Annotated in this window: 21 protein-coding genes; 17 read left to right on the top strand and 4 right to left on the bottom strand. The window is 47.4% G+C overall.

Translation table 11 applies throughout. The features are described 5' to 3' along the window. The first annotated feature begins 36 nt into the window (after positions 1 to 36). From SPHMEL_RS03840 to SPHMEL_RS03815, 6 genes are all read left to right on the top strand, one after another. Positions 37 to 555 carry a DUF2299 domain-containing protein gene (locus SPHMEL_RS03840; RefSeq protein WP_042667427.1) on the top strand — a complete coding sequence of 173 codons (519 nt, stop codon included), beginning with the start codon at positions 37 to 39 and terminating at the stop codon, positions 553 to 555. 34 nt (positions 556 to 589) lie between these two features. After that, positions 590 to 1,009, top strand: coding sequence for a hypothetical protein (locus SPHMEL_RS03835; protein WP_042667426.1), 420 nt, complete (start codon positions 590 to 592; stop codon positions 1,007 to 1,009). A 675-nt stretch (positions 1,010 to 1,684) separates the two neighbouring features. After that, positions 1,685 to 2,038: a DUF134 domain-containing protein gene (locus tag SPHMEL_RS03830; protein ID WP_051401002.1), complete on the top strand. Its 354-nt coding sequence runs from the start codon at positions 1,685 to 1,687 to the stop codon at positions 2,036 to 2,038. Positions 2,039 to 2,076: 38 nt separating this feature from the next. Continuing rightward, positions 2,077 to 2,325 carry a hypothetical protein gene (locus SPHMEL_RS03825; protein ID WP_042667425.1) on the top strand — a complete coding sequence of 83 codons (249 nt, stop codon included), beginning with the start codon at positions 2,077 to 2,079 and terminating at the stop codon, positions 2,323 to 2,325. A 14-nt stretch (positions 2,326 to 2,339) separates the two neighbouring features. Further along, positions 2,340 to 2,702 (top strand): NifB/NifX family molybdenum-iron cluster-binding protein, encoded by a 363-nt coding sequence (locus SPHMEL_RS03820; protein WP_198011717.1) that lies wholly within the window; start codon positions 2,340 to 2,342, stop codon positions 2,700 to 2,702. Between the two features lie 50 nt (positions 2,703 to 2,752). Beyond that, on the top strand, positions 2,753 to 3,202 hold the full coding sequence (locus SPHMEL_RS03815) for a putative zinc-binding protein (RefSeq protein WP_084322203.1): 450 nt from the start codon (positions 2,753 to 2,755) through the stop codon (positions 3,200 to 3,202). A gap of 310 nt (positions 3,203 to 3,512) precedes the next feature. On the opposite strand, the gene SPHMEL_RS07320 is transcribed toward SPHMEL_RS03815, so the two are convergent. After that, positions 3,513 to 3,740 (bottom strand): hypothetical protein, encoded by a 228-nt coding sequence (locus SPHMEL_RS07320; protein ID WP_156915428.1) that lies wholly within the window; start codon positions 3,738 to 3,740, stop codon positions 3,513 to 3,515. 549 nt (positions 3,741 to 4,289) lie between these two features. Then, complete coding sequence (locus SPHMEL_RS03810) at positions 4,290 to 4,484, bottom strand: ArsR/SmtB family transcription factor (protein WP_042667422.1); 195 nt, start codon at positions 4,482 to 4,484, stop codon at positions 4,290 to 4,292. A gap of 119 nt (positions 4,485 to 4,603) precedes the next feature. On the opposite strand from SPHMEL_RS03810, the gene SPHMEL_RS03805 reads away from it, so the two are divergent. The 7 genes from SPHMEL_RS03805 (at position 4,604) to SPHMEL_RS03775 (ending at position 10,793) form a co-directional block, all read left to right on the top strand. Then, a complete protein-coding gene (locus SPHMEL_RS03805) occupies positions 4,604 to 4,918 on the top strand; it encodes a hypothetical protein (RefSeq protein WP_198011716.1) in 315 nt (104 codons plus the stop codon). Continuing rightward, positions 4,915 to 6,873 carry a DUF2079 domain-containing protein gene (locus SPHMEL_RS03800; RefSeq protein ID WP_042667421.1) on the top strand — a complete coding sequence of 653 codons (1,959 nt, stop codon included), beginning with the start codon at positions 4,915 to 4,917 and terminating at the stop codon, positions 6,871 to 6,873. Before SPHMEL_RS03805 ends, SPHMEL_RS03800 begins: the two co-directional genes overlap by 4 nt. Continuing rightward, on the top strand, positions 6,870 to 7,841 hold the full coding sequence (locus SPHMEL_RS03795) for a glycosyltransferase family protein (protein WP_042667420.1): 972 nt from the start codon (positions 6,870 to 6,872) through the stop codon (positions 7,839 to 7,841). The genes SPHMEL_RS03800 and SPHMEL_RS03795 overlap by 4 nt, the downstream gene beginning before the upstream one ends. Positions 7,842 to 8,043: 202 nt before the next feature. Then, a complete protein-coding gene (locus SPHMEL_RS03790) occupies positions 8,044 to 8,433 on the top strand; it encodes a hypothetical protein (RefSeq protein WP_198011715.1) in 390 nt (129 codons plus the stop codon). A 5-nt stretch (positions 8,434 to 8,438) separates the two neighbouring features. After that, positions 8,439 to 9,131, top strand: a complete 693-nt coding sequence (locus SPHMEL_RS03785) for a class I SAM-dependent methyltransferase (protein WP_042667418.1) — start codon at positions 8,439 to 8,441, stop codon at positions 9,129 to 9,131. Next, positions 9,122 to 10,216, top strand: coding sequence for a glycosyltransferase family 4 protein (locus SPHMEL_RS03780; protein WP_156915425.1), 1,095 nt, complete (start codon positions 9,122 to 9,124; stop codon positions 10,214 to 10,216). The genes SPHMEL_RS03785 and SPHMEL_RS03780 overlap by 10 nt, the downstream gene beginning before the upstream one ends. A gap of 307 nt (positions 10,217 to 10,523) precedes the next feature. Then, positions 10,524 to 10,793, top strand: a complete 270-nt coding sequence (locus SPHMEL_RS03775; protein ID WP_042667417.1) for a hypothetical protein — start codon at positions 10,524 to 10,526, stop codon at positions 10,791 to 10,793. Positions 10,794 to 11,331: 538 nt separating this feature from the next. On the opposite strand, the gene SPHMEL_RS03765 is transcribed toward SPHMEL_RS03775, so the two are convergent. Continuing rightward, a complete protein-coding gene (locus tag SPHMEL_RS03765) occupies positions 11,332 to 11,514 on the bottom strand; it encodes a hypothetical protein (protein ID WP_042667415.1) in 183 nt (60 codons plus the stop codon). A gap of 803 nt (positions 11,515 to 12,317) precedes the next feature. On the opposite strand from SPHMEL_RS03765, the gene SPHMEL_RS03755 reads away from it, so the two are divergent. After that, positions 12,318 to 12,500, top strand: a complete 183-nt coding sequence (locus tag SPHMEL_RS03755; RefSeq protein WP_042667413.1) for a hypothetical protein — start codon at positions 12,318 to 12,320, stop codon at positions 12,498 to 12,500. Positions 12,501 to 12,710: 210 nt separating this feature from the next. On the opposite strand, the gene SPHMEL_RS03750 is transcribed toward SPHMEL_RS03755, so the two are convergent. Beyond that, on the bottom strand, positions 12,711 to 12,890 hold the full coding sequence (locus SPHMEL_RS03750; protein ID WP_042667412.1) for a hypothetical protein: 180 nt from the start codon (positions 12,888 to 12,890) through the stop codon (positions 12,711 to 12,713). A gap of 1,279 nt (positions 12,891 to 14,169) precedes the next feature. Here SPHMEL_RS03750 and SPHMEL_RS03745 point away from each other — a divergent pair. From SPHMEL_RS03745 to SPHMEL_RS03735, 3 genes are read left to right on the top strand one after another with little or no spacing between them, the layout of a single operon-like run. Continuing rightward, the gene (locus SPHMEL_RS03745) at positions 14,170 to 14,544 is read left to right on the top strand and encodes a MarR family transcriptional regulator (protein WP_042667411.1); all 375 of its coding nucleotides are present in this window, start codon (positions 14,170 to 14,172) and stop codon (positions 14,542 to 14,544) included. Further along, positions 14,534 to 14,884: a hypothetical protein gene (locus SPHMEL_RS03740; protein ID WP_042667410.1), complete on the top strand. Its 351-nt coding sequence runs from the start codon at positions 14,534 to 14,536 to the stop codon at positions 14,882 to 14,884. Before SPHMEL_RS03745 ends, SPHMEL_RS03740 begins: the two co-directional genes overlap by 11 nt. 1 nt (position 14,885) lies before the next feature. Beyond that, positions 14,886 to 16,403 (top strand): B12-binding domain-containing radical SAM protein, encoded by a 1,518-nt coding sequence (locus SPHMEL_RS03735; RefSeq protein WP_042667409.1) that lies wholly within the window; start codon positions 14,886 to 14,888, stop codon positions 16,401 to 16,403. Positions 16,404 to 16,445 lie beyond the last annotated feature (42 nt).

Below are 16,445 nucleotides of genomic sequence, written 5' to 3'. Positions count from 1 at the left end.
AATAAAGTATTGTTAAGGCCAGTGGTGGTCTATAGGTTGAGGGAGAGCGTGCAGGATCTAATAGTTAAATGGTTGATGGAGGAGTCATTTACAACCAGGAAGCTTGAGGCACCTCCTGGAGCAGGTATTAAATGGGGAATCAATGTAACTACTCCAGGCAACCCTGGCGTGAACTTCACCGTCGTGAACCCCGTTGACAAGCCGGATAGGTATATACTCGCCCTCGCCATAGTTGTATCGCCTGAGCATGCACGGGAACTAGAGAAAATGAAGCCTGCTGAGAGGCTTAGAGTGATGAATAGCATTCTATCCAAGGCTCTAACCGTGTGCATAGACTGTAAGATAATGGTGCAGCCGAATATAGTTACCCCGCAGACAATAACTGTGAACATGGAGTTTTTCGAGGATGAGTTACGCAGCTACGGTAAGTCATTCTTTCTAAGGCTTGTATGGAGATTCCTCAACACTTACCTGGCGATAGTCTCAGGGTTTAACGAATGGATGCCTGTGCCGCCGCCCAGCACGGATAAGTTGTCGCCACAAACCTTTATATAGGAGTTAAATAATAGCGTATCAATGGTGACTCTTAGTGAGGCTTAGAGGACTCATTCCACTATTTCTCCTGGCACTAGTGCTCTCAACGATCTATAGTGTAGCCGAGGAGAATACTAATATAACCGGGGTCGATGTACTTAATGAGCTGCTGAGTAATCCAAGAGTATATATAGCAGTATTCATACAATTCGTACTGGGGCTAGCCATCGGGTATTTCTCATTAAAGGTCCTCAAGTACATTGTAGCATTAATACTCATCATAATACTTGGAGTAATACTCTCCATATGGAGCATAGGCGGGAGCATATATGACTTACTCGCCAAAATATATGGCTCATCCTCGCAGATACTTAAAATAGTTGAATCAATCGCCTCAACCCTCGGGTTGCTGACAATCGGACCCGTCGCAGTGGGCTTTATAGTGGGAGTGATAATCGCCTGGGTCAAGGGCTAGGTATCACGGTTCTTTAGGCTGACGTGAATTTAACTCATGGATTTAAATGCTTTTGAATTTTCCATTGGCGGTGAACCGTAGTACAGTGAGGTATCTATCCGCAGACGAGAGCCCCCACGGCGTTGGACTCAACAGGGCTCCATGAAGTATGGGTGAAGCGGGAAACCCGTAGCTAGAGCCTCGCCAAGCTGTTTCTGGTTTTATAGTGGTTTGTGAGTGTTGGTTGATTTGTTTGTGCGGGGTTGCTCGTGACATGGGTTGGCTTGAAGACTCGAGCGAGCAGGTAATCAAGAACGCCTGGGTGCCGGCCCATTTTCAACAATGAACCTGAGGCTTCTGTGATAGTGGGGGTTGCGGGTCAGGACTACCCTAAACTCATACTGAACTAAGAATACGCGATTAGGGGAATATTGACTCCTAAAGAGGGCTCCCTGTTTACTAGATATTAAAACATGACTGGACCTCATTACCCAGGGGTCTTCTAACCTCAAGCCGAGCTGTAAGGCTTCTCCACTATAAAGCCGTTATCAAGTAACAAGGCTTTCAATCTAGAGAGGAAGTTATTCAGCTGGGGTTCTTTTCAAGAAGTGAGATAACATCTATCGTTGAAACAACGAAGAGGAACTACAAGAACTATTTTAGGGTGTTAGGTACTTGTTTAGTTGGGTGTGGTTGTTGCCTAGGGGTGTTCCTTGTAGGTGGAGGTGTGGGGTCACCCCAGCGTTCTCCCGTAGTTTTGTTTGGGGTGGTGAGGTTGTTTACCTGCCTGTTAAGGGTGTTGTCGGTCTTGATGTTTCCGGCTTCGTCGAGGTGTATGATTATGAGGTTGAGGCTCTTAAGCTGGTTCACGTTGACGGCCTGACTACTGACGAAGCTGCTGCCAGGCTAGGCGTTTCTAAAGCTACTTTCTGGCGCATGCTTGAGTCATGCAGGTTTAAAATCTTTCAAGCCCTGTCTGAAGGGAAGCCAATTAAACTTGTTTCAGGCTCTTTGAGGAGGGGTGTTGAGGAGGGAGAGAGAAGTTTATAATGAAATGAACTGAAACATATTTCATATGGGTGAATAACGTGAGCTGGTGGTGGAAATACTGGGTAAAACCATATCCAGGTCACGGTCCGTGGAGTCACCTGCCTCCTTGGGAGAGGCCTGGGTGGTGGTTTGGTAGGGGTTGGTGCTGGTGGTACTGGGCAAGACCCTATCCACCCTGGGTAAGCAAGGAAGAAGAACTAAAGTATCTTGAAGAACTAAGAAAGTACTTGAGTGAGGAAATACTGAGAGAAATAGACAAGAGGATAGAAGAGTTGAGGGGAACTTAACAATGATTGTTGCGTTGCCGACTATCAGGACTAGCCGAGCAGACTACTTAAGCCCGCACTTCGGGAGAGCACCGTACTTCACGCTAGCTGAAGTCCAGAACAAAAACTACAGGATCATCGATGTGGTTGAGAACCTGCACGCAAAACACGAACACAGGGGGGAAGTGATAATTAATCTCCTAGCGTCACGTGGGGTAGGCGCGGTCATAACGCTAGGTATTGGGTACGGAGCCTTCACTAAGCTGAGGGAACTCGGGATAAGAATATATTACGTGGAACCAGCAACACACGAGAAATTAGTGAGTGTTGAGGAAGCACTAAACATGTTCGTCAATAACGAACTAGCGGAAGCGACGGAACCTCGCGAACACGACTAAAACTTATTAACTCGAGGCTCAAGTAGAGTAGTTCTGGTGGTTGAATGGACTTGAGCACTCAGCAGAAAACAAGTAGGTACCAGCTACTCCCGCACTGCGGGACACACGCTGAGAAACTAATCATCGTTGCTACGTGCGACGGAGCATCATCGGTAGGCCAGATAGGTAACGAGGTAGCGAGGAGACTCACTAAGACATTTCCGGACAAAGTGAGGATGTGCTGCCTCTCAGCAGTAGGTGCAGGGAGCAAGACGCACATAGAGATCTTCAAGAAGGCTGTCGCAGTAATAGCTATTAACGGTTGTCAACTAAGCTGTGCGTCAAACGTTCTCAGACAGAAAGGAATAGAACCAACATACGAGATCACAGTAGCTAAGGAGGGACCCAACAAACTCCCAACACTAGACTTCGACGATGAAGACGTGCAGAAGATAGCTGACAAAATCACGAAGGAATTCCTCACACAGTTTTTCGCGGGAAACAAGGCAAGCACTCAGTAAACTCAATGATGACATCCTATTTTTCTACGAAGTCTTCGCGAGTTTCGTTATCGTGGTTTTGAGCATCAACCACGTAAGGAGCAAACACCAGGAACACTGATAAAGCAGCCGGAACCCTCACCAAATACACCACACAAAATACTAGTTCTCATCAATTAAATAACGTTATTCTTGGTTCACACTCAAGACTGCTTACACCTAGAAGCAAGCTCAGTGTATGGAATTAACTGACTTGATTAGTGAGGCGTTGAGGGAGCCTAAAGTCTTGGTGGCCGTGCTTATTCAGTTCTTGATGGTTTGTTGTTCTTGGCTACTTCTCGATTAAGGCGCCAAAGTATATAGTTGCGTCAATCCTCATCTTAGTACTCGGTACGGCGCTCTCTATATGGTCTATAGGCTCGTCACCTGAGTCACTCCTGGGGTCTCTGTACGAGACGTTCAAGGAGTTCACGCCGCAACTAATCGCGCTACTCCAGCTACTAGGCAGAATGACTGTCGGCCCGAGGTTATGGATATCATTAACCACCATCGTACTCACAGAACACAACTCGAGGGCGGCCCCGAGACACACAAACATAAGACTCATCACTAAACAAAACATAGAAGAAGCTCACAAACCTTCATCCCCACCCTAAAGAGCGAGGCCTTCAGTTGTAAGGCTTTCTTAAAGAAATCACTGGAAGACAGCCCTCAACAAACTCGGAATTCGTGGAAAGAACTCACCCGAGAATAATTCGTTTTGCGCTCGTTCTCGAGCCCAAAGAATCTCGGGAGTGCGAGCTACGCTGTTTTCTTGGTTATGTCTTCCGGGTTCTTTCTATTCACACTCCCGGTGGGTTGGACTGGAAGTCTTGGTTTCCACGTTGTTCATTGTGTAGTTAAGTGGTTAATATGCACTTAACTTCACCAATGTGATGTATAGCTTAGATGGGCTAGGGGTGGTCGAGCCCGTTAGTTGAAGAGGTCCAACGGCAGGCCTGTCATATGGGCTCACCTATTTCAACGCAGATCTGCGTGTAAATTTACTGCAAAACACTTTTCTCCAGTCTCTAGACTCCTAGTGATCCTCTTCTCTATCTGGGATCCACTAGGCACCGCCCCTAGTCCTGCAGAGCTTGGCCTTGCCCACGCGCCTGCACTCGACCCTGCCCTCGGCCTTAAGCACGGCGATGTACTTAGCTGCTGTACTCCTCGAGATGCCCAGCCTCCTAGCGACCTCGTTTATGGGCAGGTCCGTTGGGTAAACTTCCTTAAGGAACTCTAAGATCCTCTCCTTGATCAATGCCATCACCAGAAAATTTAAATACCAGCACCTTCACAGAGATTGAGTGAGGTAGCTAAGCATGAATGCGAATTCCCTGAATGCGGCTCCTCAACGTATCGGCGGCTGCTTTATCGGCCTTGAACGCGATTGCATGGGGATTTGCGATAAGGGAGGTTAGGGATCCGAGCATGTCCCTAGGCTTCCTCCTTAGGCTGGCATTCAACAGGTGGTTCGTGCTAGCGATGGCATCGGCGTTCACAGCATCTCTGCTAAGCTACGCGGTTCTGAGGTGGATGGACGTTTTAGCTGGTAGGTTCTTCCTCTCGTTGGGCGCCGTGGCAACCATAATTACATGCACCTTGGTTCTTGGGGGAGAACCTCACGTTGAGGTAGTGGGTCGAGATAACATTAATAATTGTAGGTGTGCTCTTAATTGGGAGGTGGTAAAATGAAGCATCAAAGTGTGGGTGGGAGAAGAGCGCTGGTAACAGGTGTTACGGGATTCGTAGGCCCCTATCTAGCTAAAAAGCTTTTGCGCGCACGCATTTTAATTATCGCTTTTAGTGTATATGTGATGCTTTTCTCGGCTTTATCTTCATTGAGACATTATACTTTTAATTCTCAAGCTTTTGATTTAGGTATATTCATTCAACTTTTCTGGCAGACAATCCATGGTAACTTTTGGTATGTATGGCCACGTGCTAGTCCAGCATACTCTCCAGTATTCCCCCACATCTCTCCATTGGCATTGCTATTATGTGCTATTTATCATCTATTGCCCTTCCCCTATACGCTTTTGACACTACAATCAGTTATACTGGCCTTACCCACATTCTACATTTACAGAATAGCTAACACAGTACTTAAGGACGGGCGGAAATCTTTGGTTATCTCCTTAATTTACCTACTTCATCCAGCTATTATGTGGGTCAATCTTTACGATTTTCACTTGGAAGCATTTATTCCGCTTTTCTTCTCGATGGCTTTTTACTATTGGCTGACTAATGATATTAAGAAATTCGTTATTTCTTTTCTTTTACTGATTTCTGTTTTTGATTCCAGCGTCCCTATAGCTCTCATGCTTATATTATACGTACTAATAAGGGAGCTGGGAACTTTTAATGCATTAAACATGTTGTCTAAACCGCGGCAGATGATGTCAAAGAGAATCCTGACTTATATAGTGCTCTTCGTTTCTTCAGCGATTTACTTTTTCTTAGCAGAATCGATTAAAAACATCATTTGGCCTCAAAGACGAATTTACGAGCCCCCGATATGGGCGAAGTTTGCGTTAGAGAATTTGTGGATTGACGTATCGCTCAAGTTATCGTATCTCGTTACATTGCTTTTTCCCGTAGCTTTTTTACCGCTCCATTCACCATTAGAGCTTCTTCCGGCACTGCCATACTTCGCCGTCGCTTTCCTCTCAACTCACAGACCTTACTATGTAATAGTCTGGCAGTACAACGCAGTTGTGATAGCGCAAATATTTGTAGCCACGATATACGCTATGAAGAAGCTCGATGGAAGGAAGAGCCTCACGAAGAAGTTAATAGCCCTCACAGCAATCGCGATCGCGATATACGGACCAATCAACCCAGTGCTCCTAACAAGCTCGCCGGGAAACTTTCAATTACCCAATCCTCATGTTTATTACGGCCATAAAGTTTTGGGGTTGATAGAGCCTGATGCAAGCGTGTTAGCTCAAGAAAATATTTACCCACATCTAGCCAATAGACCCATCATCCACTCATTGTGGCCTTCAAACGCCCCTCCACCTGAATATATAGTTGTTGACGTTTCAAGGACTTATTTCTTCCTAGCACCGCTCGAAAGAGTGGAGTTGGGCGGGGGCAAGAGCATTTGTGATCAGGTGGTGGACTTCATGGAGAGGTATAAGTATGGTGTCATCGCGTCAGCAGACGGGTTTGTACTTCTTAGGTTAAACTATACAGGAGAGCCGAAGGTGTTCGTGCCGTATAAGCTGATCATATCGCCTGACCAGCTAATACCTGAAGGCGAAGCACGTATCGTAACTTATAAAGGTTCTAAGGTGCTGTACTTGCCAAAAGGATTTGAACATAAGGTAGGATATGTATGGCACGGACCTTGGAGTCCAATTCCTCCAGGGAACTATGCGGTCAAGCTGAGCGTGGAGATAGGTGATGTAGGCGATCTGTCGATGGGAGAGAAGCTCGTCAAGGTTCAAGTGATATGGTGGGAGAAGAACAAGATTTATGCTGAGAGATTGATTACGGCAGATGATTTTAAACAACGAGAGGCGTTTATAGTCCTCAACTTCAGGGTAGACGGATTTGTCTCCAAGCTTGAAGTGGTGGGGGTTGAGCTGCAAGGGAAAGCGGATCTCTTCATTAAGCAAATTGAAATTGAGCAGGTGAAGCCATGAGGATACTTGTGCTTATACCGAGCTACAATGACCTCCAATTAGTTGTTAAAAGAGTGAAGGAAATTGAGAGGAGGATTGGCGATGTTGTCGGTGAATACATGGTGGTTGATGAAAGTGATGAGGAGAGCTCATTGAAATACCTCCCGCTATTAAAGAAAATAGACAAGGTTCGCATCTTGCATAGGGAGAGAAGGCTTGGAAAGTGGTTTGCTTGGTCTGTGGCACTTGACTTTATGTTAAATAGCGACTTCGATGCATTAATTGAACTTAATGCCGATACCTTTATAGAATATCCTAGGAGAATTGTGCGCTCCTTGGAGGAGGGTTTTGATGTCGTTACATGCTACTCACATTATTTGGCTGAGGGCTCGCCATTTGCATCTTATGTAGCCAAGTTCTATGCTTCCATACATAGTATGTGGAAACGATTTCATCTATTTGCAATGGGTGGAGAATGTCTGGCACTGTCGCGAAGAGCTGTCGAAAAATTTAAGGAACATAATCTATTTTCCGATCCTTTTCCCCTCGACGACTATGTTATTTCATTGGCTGGACTGATTTTGGGTCTTAAATGTACGAGCATTGATTGTGGGCTAATTCTAAAGCTCCCCCAAACTCTTAATGAATGGATGATGTATAGACTTCGTCATAGAGAGAAAACCCTTGAAATGGCTCATTTATATTTAAAGAGGAAACTAGGTTCAAATTACTTCAGGAAAGCAGATTGGTTGATAGACAGATATTGGCAGATGTACAAATTTATAGTAGCTCGGCATCTCATAAGCTCATTCTTCGGTACAGCTCCATTAGTAATCTTACAATATCTATTAGCAAAAATTCCATTCCAGGTGGAATCGCCAATTACATGGCGTAGGCTTCAATCTGAGAAAAGACTTTCTAGTAACGATCTTTGGTCTGTTAGGACTGCTCTCCTCTTATTCAGAAAACCTAAGGGGGCAAGGCTTTGATGTTGCGTTGGTCTCTCCACGTATTAGCAAGGATGTTGAAAGATATGGTAGAGAATATGAATCTCTGTATACCGCAATTACCTACTTTGGAGGCTTGGGCAAGGGCGTTGCTTAAGCGGAAGCACTCATTACCCTCGATCGCACGCGGGGTGAGGTCTACGTGCTAACATTATATGAACCCCCTCTTACGGTGATAGATAAATTGTTGACCATAACCCCTCGAGAGCTCTATGGGGGGAGACTTCTTTGGACATCTAGGGGTGTGGTTATATTATCTGAGGGCTGGATCTATGGTCCTTACATAACCCTACCACCAGGCAATTACAGCATCAATATTCAGGGAAGTCAAGCTATCGGGGAGGCAACGAGCTTTACACTAGTGCTTGAGCTGAAGAATATCACTCCAAACCTTGAGTCCAGGATCATACCCAAGGATCGAAACTTAGTCTTAGAACTTGAACGTATAGAGGTTAAGTGCTATGACACATCGCGTGGAATAAGTGACGTAATACGCAATAATAGTTTAACGTGGTTTGGCGGTGGGAGTGTTGTCGTCGAGTCAGAGCTTCATACTCTACGGGCATGTGGGTGAGAGCGATGAGCAGCTTTAATGAGGAGTACTTTCGAAGGCTAACATACTTCGGATATCGCTTTAGGACGTGGCGTGCTATTGTAAGGCTCTATGAAGATGTCCTTAGGAGGGCTAGCTCCGTTGTTGGAGTAAACATGCTTGATGGTCGGGGGAAGAGGGCATTAGATGTAGGCTGTGCACTTGGAGTGACAACTAGGTGGCTTGCCTCGCTTGGCTATGAAGCAGTGGGACTGGACATATCTGAGGTTATAGGGGTGGCTAAGAGGGTGAACCCGAAGCTAGAATTTGTGCAGGCCGATGCCCTTTCGATGCCCTTTGCCCCCTGCTCGTTTGATTTGATAGTTGCCTTCAAGGTATTTGAGCACCTCCCAAATGCAGGCAGGTTTATTCTAAGTTTGTGGAGGACGCTAAGGGAGGGAGGGGTGGTTATAATCACTGCTGAATCAAGAACTTTAGTAAGGCTCGCTTACGATCTTCTTGGAGGGGAGAGAACACATATCAACTTGCGTAAGCCGCATGAAGCCGAGGAAGCCTTCAAACGAGCCTTTAATAACGTCTTCGTAATTAGAGAGCTTCTCCTTCCAATACCGCCCCATCTCCTCAACAGGTACTTCGTGATTTATGGCGTGCCAAACCACTTGGAGAGCGGCTATGTTCTCATAGCGTGGAACAAGGTGGGGGACATCCAGTGCGGATAATCTTTTTGACTGATCCATTAGAAAGCATATATAGTTCCTTGAGACCCCCATTTTTAATAGCTAGAGAGCTGGGCAGTAAAGGATATGACATAATTTTTACGTCGCCATATGTGAGCGAAGACGTCAACAAAGAGCTTAGGTCTTATAACTTTAATGTGATGAACTTAGGTAAGCACTACCTCCTCTCAGGCTCACTACTAACCTTCGAGGCCTGGCTCAGAAGATCGGAGCTCAGACTAGGAAATGCTGATGACGTGGTTGTGAACTTCTCTCAATGCTTCTTAGCTGATGCTCATATCTACTACGCCCAAGGCCCTATTACCAGGGCTATTGACGACATGCGTCCTGAGCTGAAGTGGATCTATAGATTCGCCTACAGGCTCGCTAGACCCCTCCTGGTTAAGCGCGATAAGGGCTTTAATCAAGAAATCAGGAAGCGGTCTAGACTCTTCATCGCAAATAGCAGGTTCTGCGCCAGCATGTATAGGGGCTGGGGCATTAGGGTTGACGGCATCATATACCCGCCCTTGGACTGCTCCCAATTTAAGCCCACCACCTCTACACCTTCCCAAGACTATGTGCTCACCTACCTCGGGAAGGAGACGAAGCACTCCATACTCAAATCCATTGCCAACGCTGGCGTTAGGATTAAGGCTTTTGGCTCCAAGACTCCCTACATCCCCAGCTACCTCCTCAATCACCCCAACGTAGAATTCCTAGGTCACGTAAGCGACGAGGAGCTCATAGATCTTTATTCGAATGCGCTATTTACGTTACTCACCTTCACCCATGAGCCCTTCGGCTATATACCTGTTGAGAGCATGGCATGCGGCACTCCGGTTCTGACATACAATAAGCAGGGCCCTAGCGAGACTGTTGTTAACGGTGTTACAGGTTGGCTCGCTAATGGCGATGATGAGCTCGTTGAGCTCGCTGTTAGGTTGTGGAGGGATGGCTACCCCTCTTGGATGAGGTCTAGGTGTAGGGAGAGGGCTTTAGAGTTCGACGTCAAGGCCGTGGCTGAAAGGTGGCTTGAAGTCATTAACACCTTGCTTACGGGTAAAGCAACATGGCATGTTGAATAGGTAGCTAAATTCATATGTTTTGATTAAGGCCTTCTGCATTGTAGAGATGCTTAGAACCTCCGCTTCCGCCCGGCGGTTGTTGCTGGAAACACAGCTTTCAGAAGTGCCTATGGCCTAGTGGTATGTTTTCCACATAAATTTATGTGGAAAATGAGCTGAAGATAGAACCTGAGGAGCAAAGTTCTACGTCTGCGTGGGGCATAAGGATGTGCGAAAACCTCAACTCCATTTAAAGCGTTATGCTATTAGGAAATGACGTGGATGCTGCACTCGATGTAGATGCGCGATCATCGATAGATGTAAGGATATGTGGTGGCCATTTGGCTACTGGCTTGCAGAATACTTCATGTTGCAGGGCTTTAAGCCCGTTTATGATGGCAAGATGATGGCGGTTTTAGTTAGATGGCTGGACAAGGTCTTGGCAAGAATGCCATTAATGGCGTTGCAAAGCAGCTTGAAGACGACCAAAGAGCAAACACCATGGAACAGGGTATGCAGCACTATAGCTGCAGAAGTGTTTGCCTCCACCCATTGCCACAACACTCTACAGGTGTTGAGCAGTAACGCAGATGCTTAGCATCTCTAATCAGCTTCTCCATTGAATCTACATTGCACCTGGTACACACAAGGACGTGAGTTAGTTACTCTTAGACAAGCTGCTTAGCATTGTCGGAAGCTTTTTGCCTATCGCATCTTCTACGCAAAAATGCGTAGAAAAGCTTATTAGCCCCTTTACGCAAATTTGTTGGGAATGCGGGATGGCAGGATCCCAGTCGGGTAGGGACGTGTGCCCAAGGTGCGGTAAGGAAGTTTCTTAGTACGAGGAGCACAGGCGTGGTAATAGAAAATACGTCTATGCAGTCCACTATCCTCATAGTCCTAATAGTAGTTATCGTATATTATTCGAGAAAGGTTTCTCAACTAAATAAGAAGCTGACGGAGGTTCAGCTTCAGCCTCAACAGCAGGCTCAGCAAATAGCTAGGCAGATGTTTGACAGCTGGGTCAATCAACATTCAAGCACCCCAACTAGGACGCAAGCCCCTAGTAGGCATTCCCCAGACCCACGAGATCCAGCCGAACAGCCTCGAGATCCTCCTGGCGGGCAGGCGCTCCCCTAGGGGACTGTTGCAATCGCCTTGAAGGCGTTCGAGAACACCTCATTCGAGAACCTGAGGGTCGATGAGACGCCGTTGAGCTTGACGTAGCCCCTCGGGGGCCTCCACTCGACCCTGCAACAGGGTCCGAAGCGGCCGAGGTCCTCAGGATTCGAGTAAATAACGACCTGGCCGTCTATCATAATCCCCTTGACGACGCACGTGGCCTCGAAGTAGGATACGCGATCAGCGTTGACAAAAACGCCCCAACCAGCTAATGAACCCCTGCCGAGCTGGCGGTAAGCCCCGTTTGCGTGGTACCTGGCGTTGTCGAAGAAGGGTCCCAGGACGGAGGGCCTAGGAGGGGGCCGCTGGGGCAGTTGCCCGCATAGCCTAAGGGGCGGTCGGGGGAAGCGCCTGGAACCCTAGTTCCATCGGCCTGTCCATCACTGAACTGCCTAGCAATCCTGGAGAGCCTCCTGACGGGCATCGATGCGAGCGCCCTCACGCCCAGATCGGTTATCCTGTACATACCCCTGGAGGCCTTGGCCAGGAGCCCCCTACGGACCAGCCTGCTCAGCGCCGTCCAGACGGGCCTCTTACCGCGCCCAACGCTCGAGACGATATCCGAGAACGACATCTGGGTGAGGCCCGATTCGGCGAATGCCCTAAGAACGCTGTGCTCCAGGTCCCCGAGGAACTGGCTCCGTCCATCACTGACACGGGTGGAATGCTTATTAACCTGGTTAACCCCACAACTAAATGATGGAACCTTCACGTTCCGTTCCCCCGCTTCTGATAAGAGGATGAAGAAACGCGCTAATAGGGTTTTGTGAGACAGCTCCGCAATACTAACCCATAAACGCCGTAAGACGTTCTCATGAAACGCGTAGGGTCTGCACGGAACCCCTCGGGGACGGGTGTAACACGTCGCTGGAGACCATGCACCACGTCCCGTACTACGAACTTATAAGCGCCTATGAGGGTGGAGGATTGGTGGGAGGGCTTGGTCACGATAAGCGTCAGGGTGTCTAGGGAGGAGAAGGAGCTGGTCGAGAAGCTGGCCCAGTACCTCTACGCGCTCGGCAAGATCAGGGAGCCGACCGTGAGTGAGGCCGTACGACTCTGCCTTCGCTTCACGGTGAATGAGATGGTGAAGGCGATAGAGAGGGGGAGGTACACGGGCTGATCTATGATGTGAGCACCTACTAGTCGGGTCGGCCCGACTAGTTCATGCGGTTTTAAGTAGTTTCTATATAGTTTACATATAGTGAGGTATTGGTGACCATGGTCGGACGGCGGAAAAGGCGCTATCCTCCAAGCTATGTAAGATATAACGAAAGATATCCTGCAGTTGGAGTTAGGGTGAACAAGGAGCTGAAGGAGTTCCTAGACAAGCTCAGAATGGGGGAGGGGTGCAGTCAAGAGCTATGTTGAAGTGATAAAGGAGGTGCTTCTCGACGCCTTCAAGTACTGGTGCCATGGAGAGTGCCTTAAGAAGAAAGAAGAGTCTCGGATCGAACCACCGTACTATCCACCCTACTACCCATACTATCCGTATTATAGACCTCCTTAACATGCTATGTCACCATCAATCGATATCCGACTCCTCAGCAACTAGGGGAATATGCACCCAAGGTTCGATACCACAGTTCTACAGGGCCATCACGGAGGAGGAGAAGGTCTCGGTGCCCAAAGATGATGGAGAGGGAGAGGTACCGCAAGTAGCGGCTTCATTTCCCTTTTTGTTTTTGAAATCTACAAGAATGAAAGAATAATATTCTTTCATCTCGCCTAATAACCTTTAACCGAAATATGGGCAAGGCCGAAGGGCGTGGACTAGCTGGACCGCCTCGATTAGGCGCCAGACCCTGGACGGCTAGGCGGGCACCTCCGATGGGGCTACCCCTTGAGCCGCTAGGCACGTATTTGATGGCATCGAGGCACTAGGTGGAGAGCCCCAGACCGCCGGACCCGCTAGCAGTGCTGGGTGAGGCGCTAGATGGCAAGCTCGGTGTGAGCTCGTTTCAACGTAGATCTGCGTAGAAGGACGTGTAGGGCATCAGCAGCGGGGAGTGGGTGATCCACTAGATGGAGACCTACTAGCCCCTAGCTTAGTAGGGGGTGTTCGGGTTTGCGATGGTGTAGCTAATACACTTAACTTTACTTTAGTGAAGTTAACTTCTCGGCTCATTACCTAAATAAAGAATCTCCAAAAGAAACAATAAACAGTCTCTTTCTAGCCTCCTAAGACCTAAGTCACTAACCCTAGAAACCGTTTGTCCCTACACCTTCATTTCGATTACTTTACATCCGTTCATGATCAGGTGTAGGGACTTCCGCCTCGCCCACAGGTCACGTGCTATCACCGTGGGTTCATGGGCGGCTGTCGAGCCCAACGGCACGGGGCTCCCATCTACGAGTAGCCCCGCGGGGCTTGGAGCAGCGCTCCCATCGCCCCGCAGGCTTCAACAACCTCTCCAACATTCGATCCCAACTGTCTATAAAATTTCCTCAATGACCTTAATAAACGTTTCTGCCCCCCTCATTAAGATACTTAAAAACACGAACCAATCAATACACCAGCTAGTCAACGAGCAAGTAAACTAACTCAGCAACAAGTTTTTCTTTTTCTTGATTTCTTCTTTTATGCCCCATTCTTTGTTTGTAGAATAAGGAATTCTCAGTATGGAGAACCATGACAGAAACACAAACTCCTGAAACTACTAGACCTAGGTCTTAAAGACTCTAGAAACATCATTAGAGAGGAAACGCTTAATGCTTTACCAGGTGAAGAAGCTTATTAACTTTTCTATACATACTGATCGTTCGGGAAATACCGGACAAAGGTGTACTCTGTGAAGGGACTGATAACTCTTTTGAACGCCATAGGGTTGAAACCCAACACGGCCAGGATAATTGCTATACTGGTAACCAGTAATAAAGCGCTTACACTGAGGGAGATATGTGAGGCAACAGGTTACACCAAGAGCCGGGCCTCGGAGCTCATGAAGCTGCTCGAGGCGAGTGGATTAATAGAGGTAAATATCGTTAAGAAGCGGGCTTATTACAAGGCTAAGATCGATGAGCTCGTGAAGCGTGTGGAGAGGCACCTAGAGAAACTAGTAGAAGCCCTGGAGGCAGCCCATCATGAAAGCGGTATCAGGGACTTCGTGGAGATCGCGAGCAATATTAAGGCGGCACGTAAAGGAGGCGGCTTCATTGATAAGTGAATGTGGTAAATCACTAACCGTGCTAGTTGACTCAGTCGACAGTAATGTGGAGGAGTTAAAGAACATTGTTCTCAAATATGCCATGAAAAGCGGGGGTAGAAGGATAACCCTGATACTCCACAAGGAGGCCCGCACTAGGCCACTTGAATTAATAAAGGATAGTATATTGAATAACCATGTCTACTCATTAATTATATACGAGCTTGAATCAAGAGGCGAGGCCCTAGAGCTACTAGAGAAACATGTCTGCAACGATAGCATCCTTGTTTTAACCACACGCGATAACCTCGAAGAGCTACTGAGAAGGCTAGATGGTAAAGTATTATTCGAGGTCGTGTGAAATGGGGTACGAGATAGTTCTCACATCTGATCGAACAATGATGAGTAATCATCACGGCAAGGAGTTCCTGGGATTCATAGCTACAGGACCTCCGATAGCTATGCCGGAATCCCTGTGGATGATGCTGGCAGCACCCAAGGTCAAGGTGGATGATGCGGGGAGACCCAGGGAGGCTCCTTATGGAATGAGAAAGATAGAGGCTGTGCTGATGGATGCAGGCTTCAATGCCGCTATAATCGATCCGGACCACATAGACAAACACTTGGACTCGATGAAGATACTGATGCTAAGCCACCACGATTACTTTGCATACGGTCCTCCAAGCAGTGAATGGTGGAGCATAACAGGGATGGAGCCGATTAATAGGAGGAGCTTTATCAGGTTCATGAATAGCCCCGTTGTGAGGAAGGCGAAGGAGAAAGGGGTAAAGATAATAGTGGGCGGACCGGCTGCATGGCAGTGGCTCTACGAGCTGGAACTAATGGATAAATGGGGAGTAGACACGATTGTTGATGGAGAGGGAGAGAAGGTTGTAGTAGAGCTTGTTGAGAAGGCGTTGAGGAATGAGCCGTTGCCACGCTATGTGTACGTGGGGGCAGGCGATGTACCCGGGGTTAACGAGATCCCTGTTATAAAGGGTGCTAGTGTTAATGGATTGGTTGAGATAATGCGTGGCTGTCCCAGAGGGTGTAGATTCTGCAGTGTTACACTGAGACCATTGAGGTTTATTCCTCTTGAGAAGATACTTGCCGAGATCGATGTAAATATAAGGAGCGGGTTGAAGGGCACCATCCTGCATAGCGAGGATGTACTACTATACCATGCAGACGGGGTGAAACCTAGACCTGATCCAATATTAAGGCTTCACCGCGAGGTATTAGAGAGGATAGGTGAGAAGAGGAGTCTTGCATGGTCCCATGCAAGCCTTGCAGCAGTTAAGTACGCTGAGGAAAACCATAAGCTCATCTCTAAATTAATGAATGAACTAGTGTTGAATGAGCACCGTAGGTTCCTCGGGGTGGAGGTGGGCATTGAGACTGGAAGCGTTAAGCTGGCACATGAGATAATGAGGGCTAAGTCAAGCCCCTACCCTGTCGAGGAGTGGCCTAATGTAGTGGAGGATGCCTTCAGGATCATGCATGAAAACAAGATTATCCCGGCTGCCACGGTAATCCTCGGTATCCCTGGTGAAACACCAGATGACGTCATGAAAACCATCGAGTTGATTGAGAGGCTTAAACCATATAGAAGTATAATAGTTCCAATGTTCTTCGTACCCATGGGTGCATTAAAGCATAATACATGGTTTCTACGCGACCACTTGAAGCATGAGCATATTGATGCATTGCTCGCAATGTATAATCACACTATTTACTGGGCTGAGGATATAATGAACAAGTTCTACTTCAGTGAACCATACCATGCTCCATTAAAGCTCCTCCTCAAATATTTTATGGGATATGTGAGGAAGCAGGTAAACAGGTATGCCGGCAGGCTTGAGGAAATAATTAAAAAGTGAGACAACATTAATCAACTCTCAATGAATAAGGATTCAGTGGCG

Source organism: Desulfurococcus amylolyticus Z-533 (assembly GCF_000513855.1).
Lineage (GTDB): Archaea > Thermoproteota > Thermoprotei_A > Sulfolobales > Desulfurococcaceae > Desulfurococcus > Desulfurococcus amylolyticus.
The sequence above is the reverse complement of the archived record's forward strand: the minus strand, read 5'-3'. Positions and strand labels throughout refer to the sequence as shown.

Bases quoted from the DNA above. Each gene is read 5' to 3' on its own strand.
- SPHMEL_RS03735 (WP_042667409.1), top strand. From the start codon at position 14,886: ATGGGGTACGAGATAGTTCTCACATCTGATCGAACAATGATGAGTAAT.
- SPHMEL_RS03750 (WP_042667412.1), bottom strand. From the start codon at position 12,890: ATGTTAAGGAGGTCTATAATACGGATAGTATGGGTAGTAGGGTGGATA.
- SPHMEL_RS03775 (WP_042667417.1), top strand. From the start codon at position 10,524: ATGTGGTGGCCATTTGGCTACTGGCTTGCAGAATACTTCATGTTGCAG.
- SPHMEL_RS03785 (WP_042667418.1), top strand. From the start codon at position 8,439: ATGAGCAGCTTTAATGAGGAGTACTTTCGAAGGCTAACATACTTCGGA.
- SPHMEL_RS03795 (WP_042667420.1), top strand. From the start codon at position 6,870: ATGAGGATACTTGTGCTTATACCGAGCTACAATGACCTCCAATTAGTT.
- SPHMEL_RS03800 (WP_042667421.1), top strand. From the start codon at position 4,915: ATGAAGCATCAAAGTGTGGGTGGGAGAAGAGCGCTGGTAACAGGTGTT.
- SPHMEL_RS03765 (WP_042667415.1), bottom strand. From the start codon at position 11,514: ATGATAGACGGCCAGGTCGTTATTTACTCGAATCCTGAGGACCTCGGC.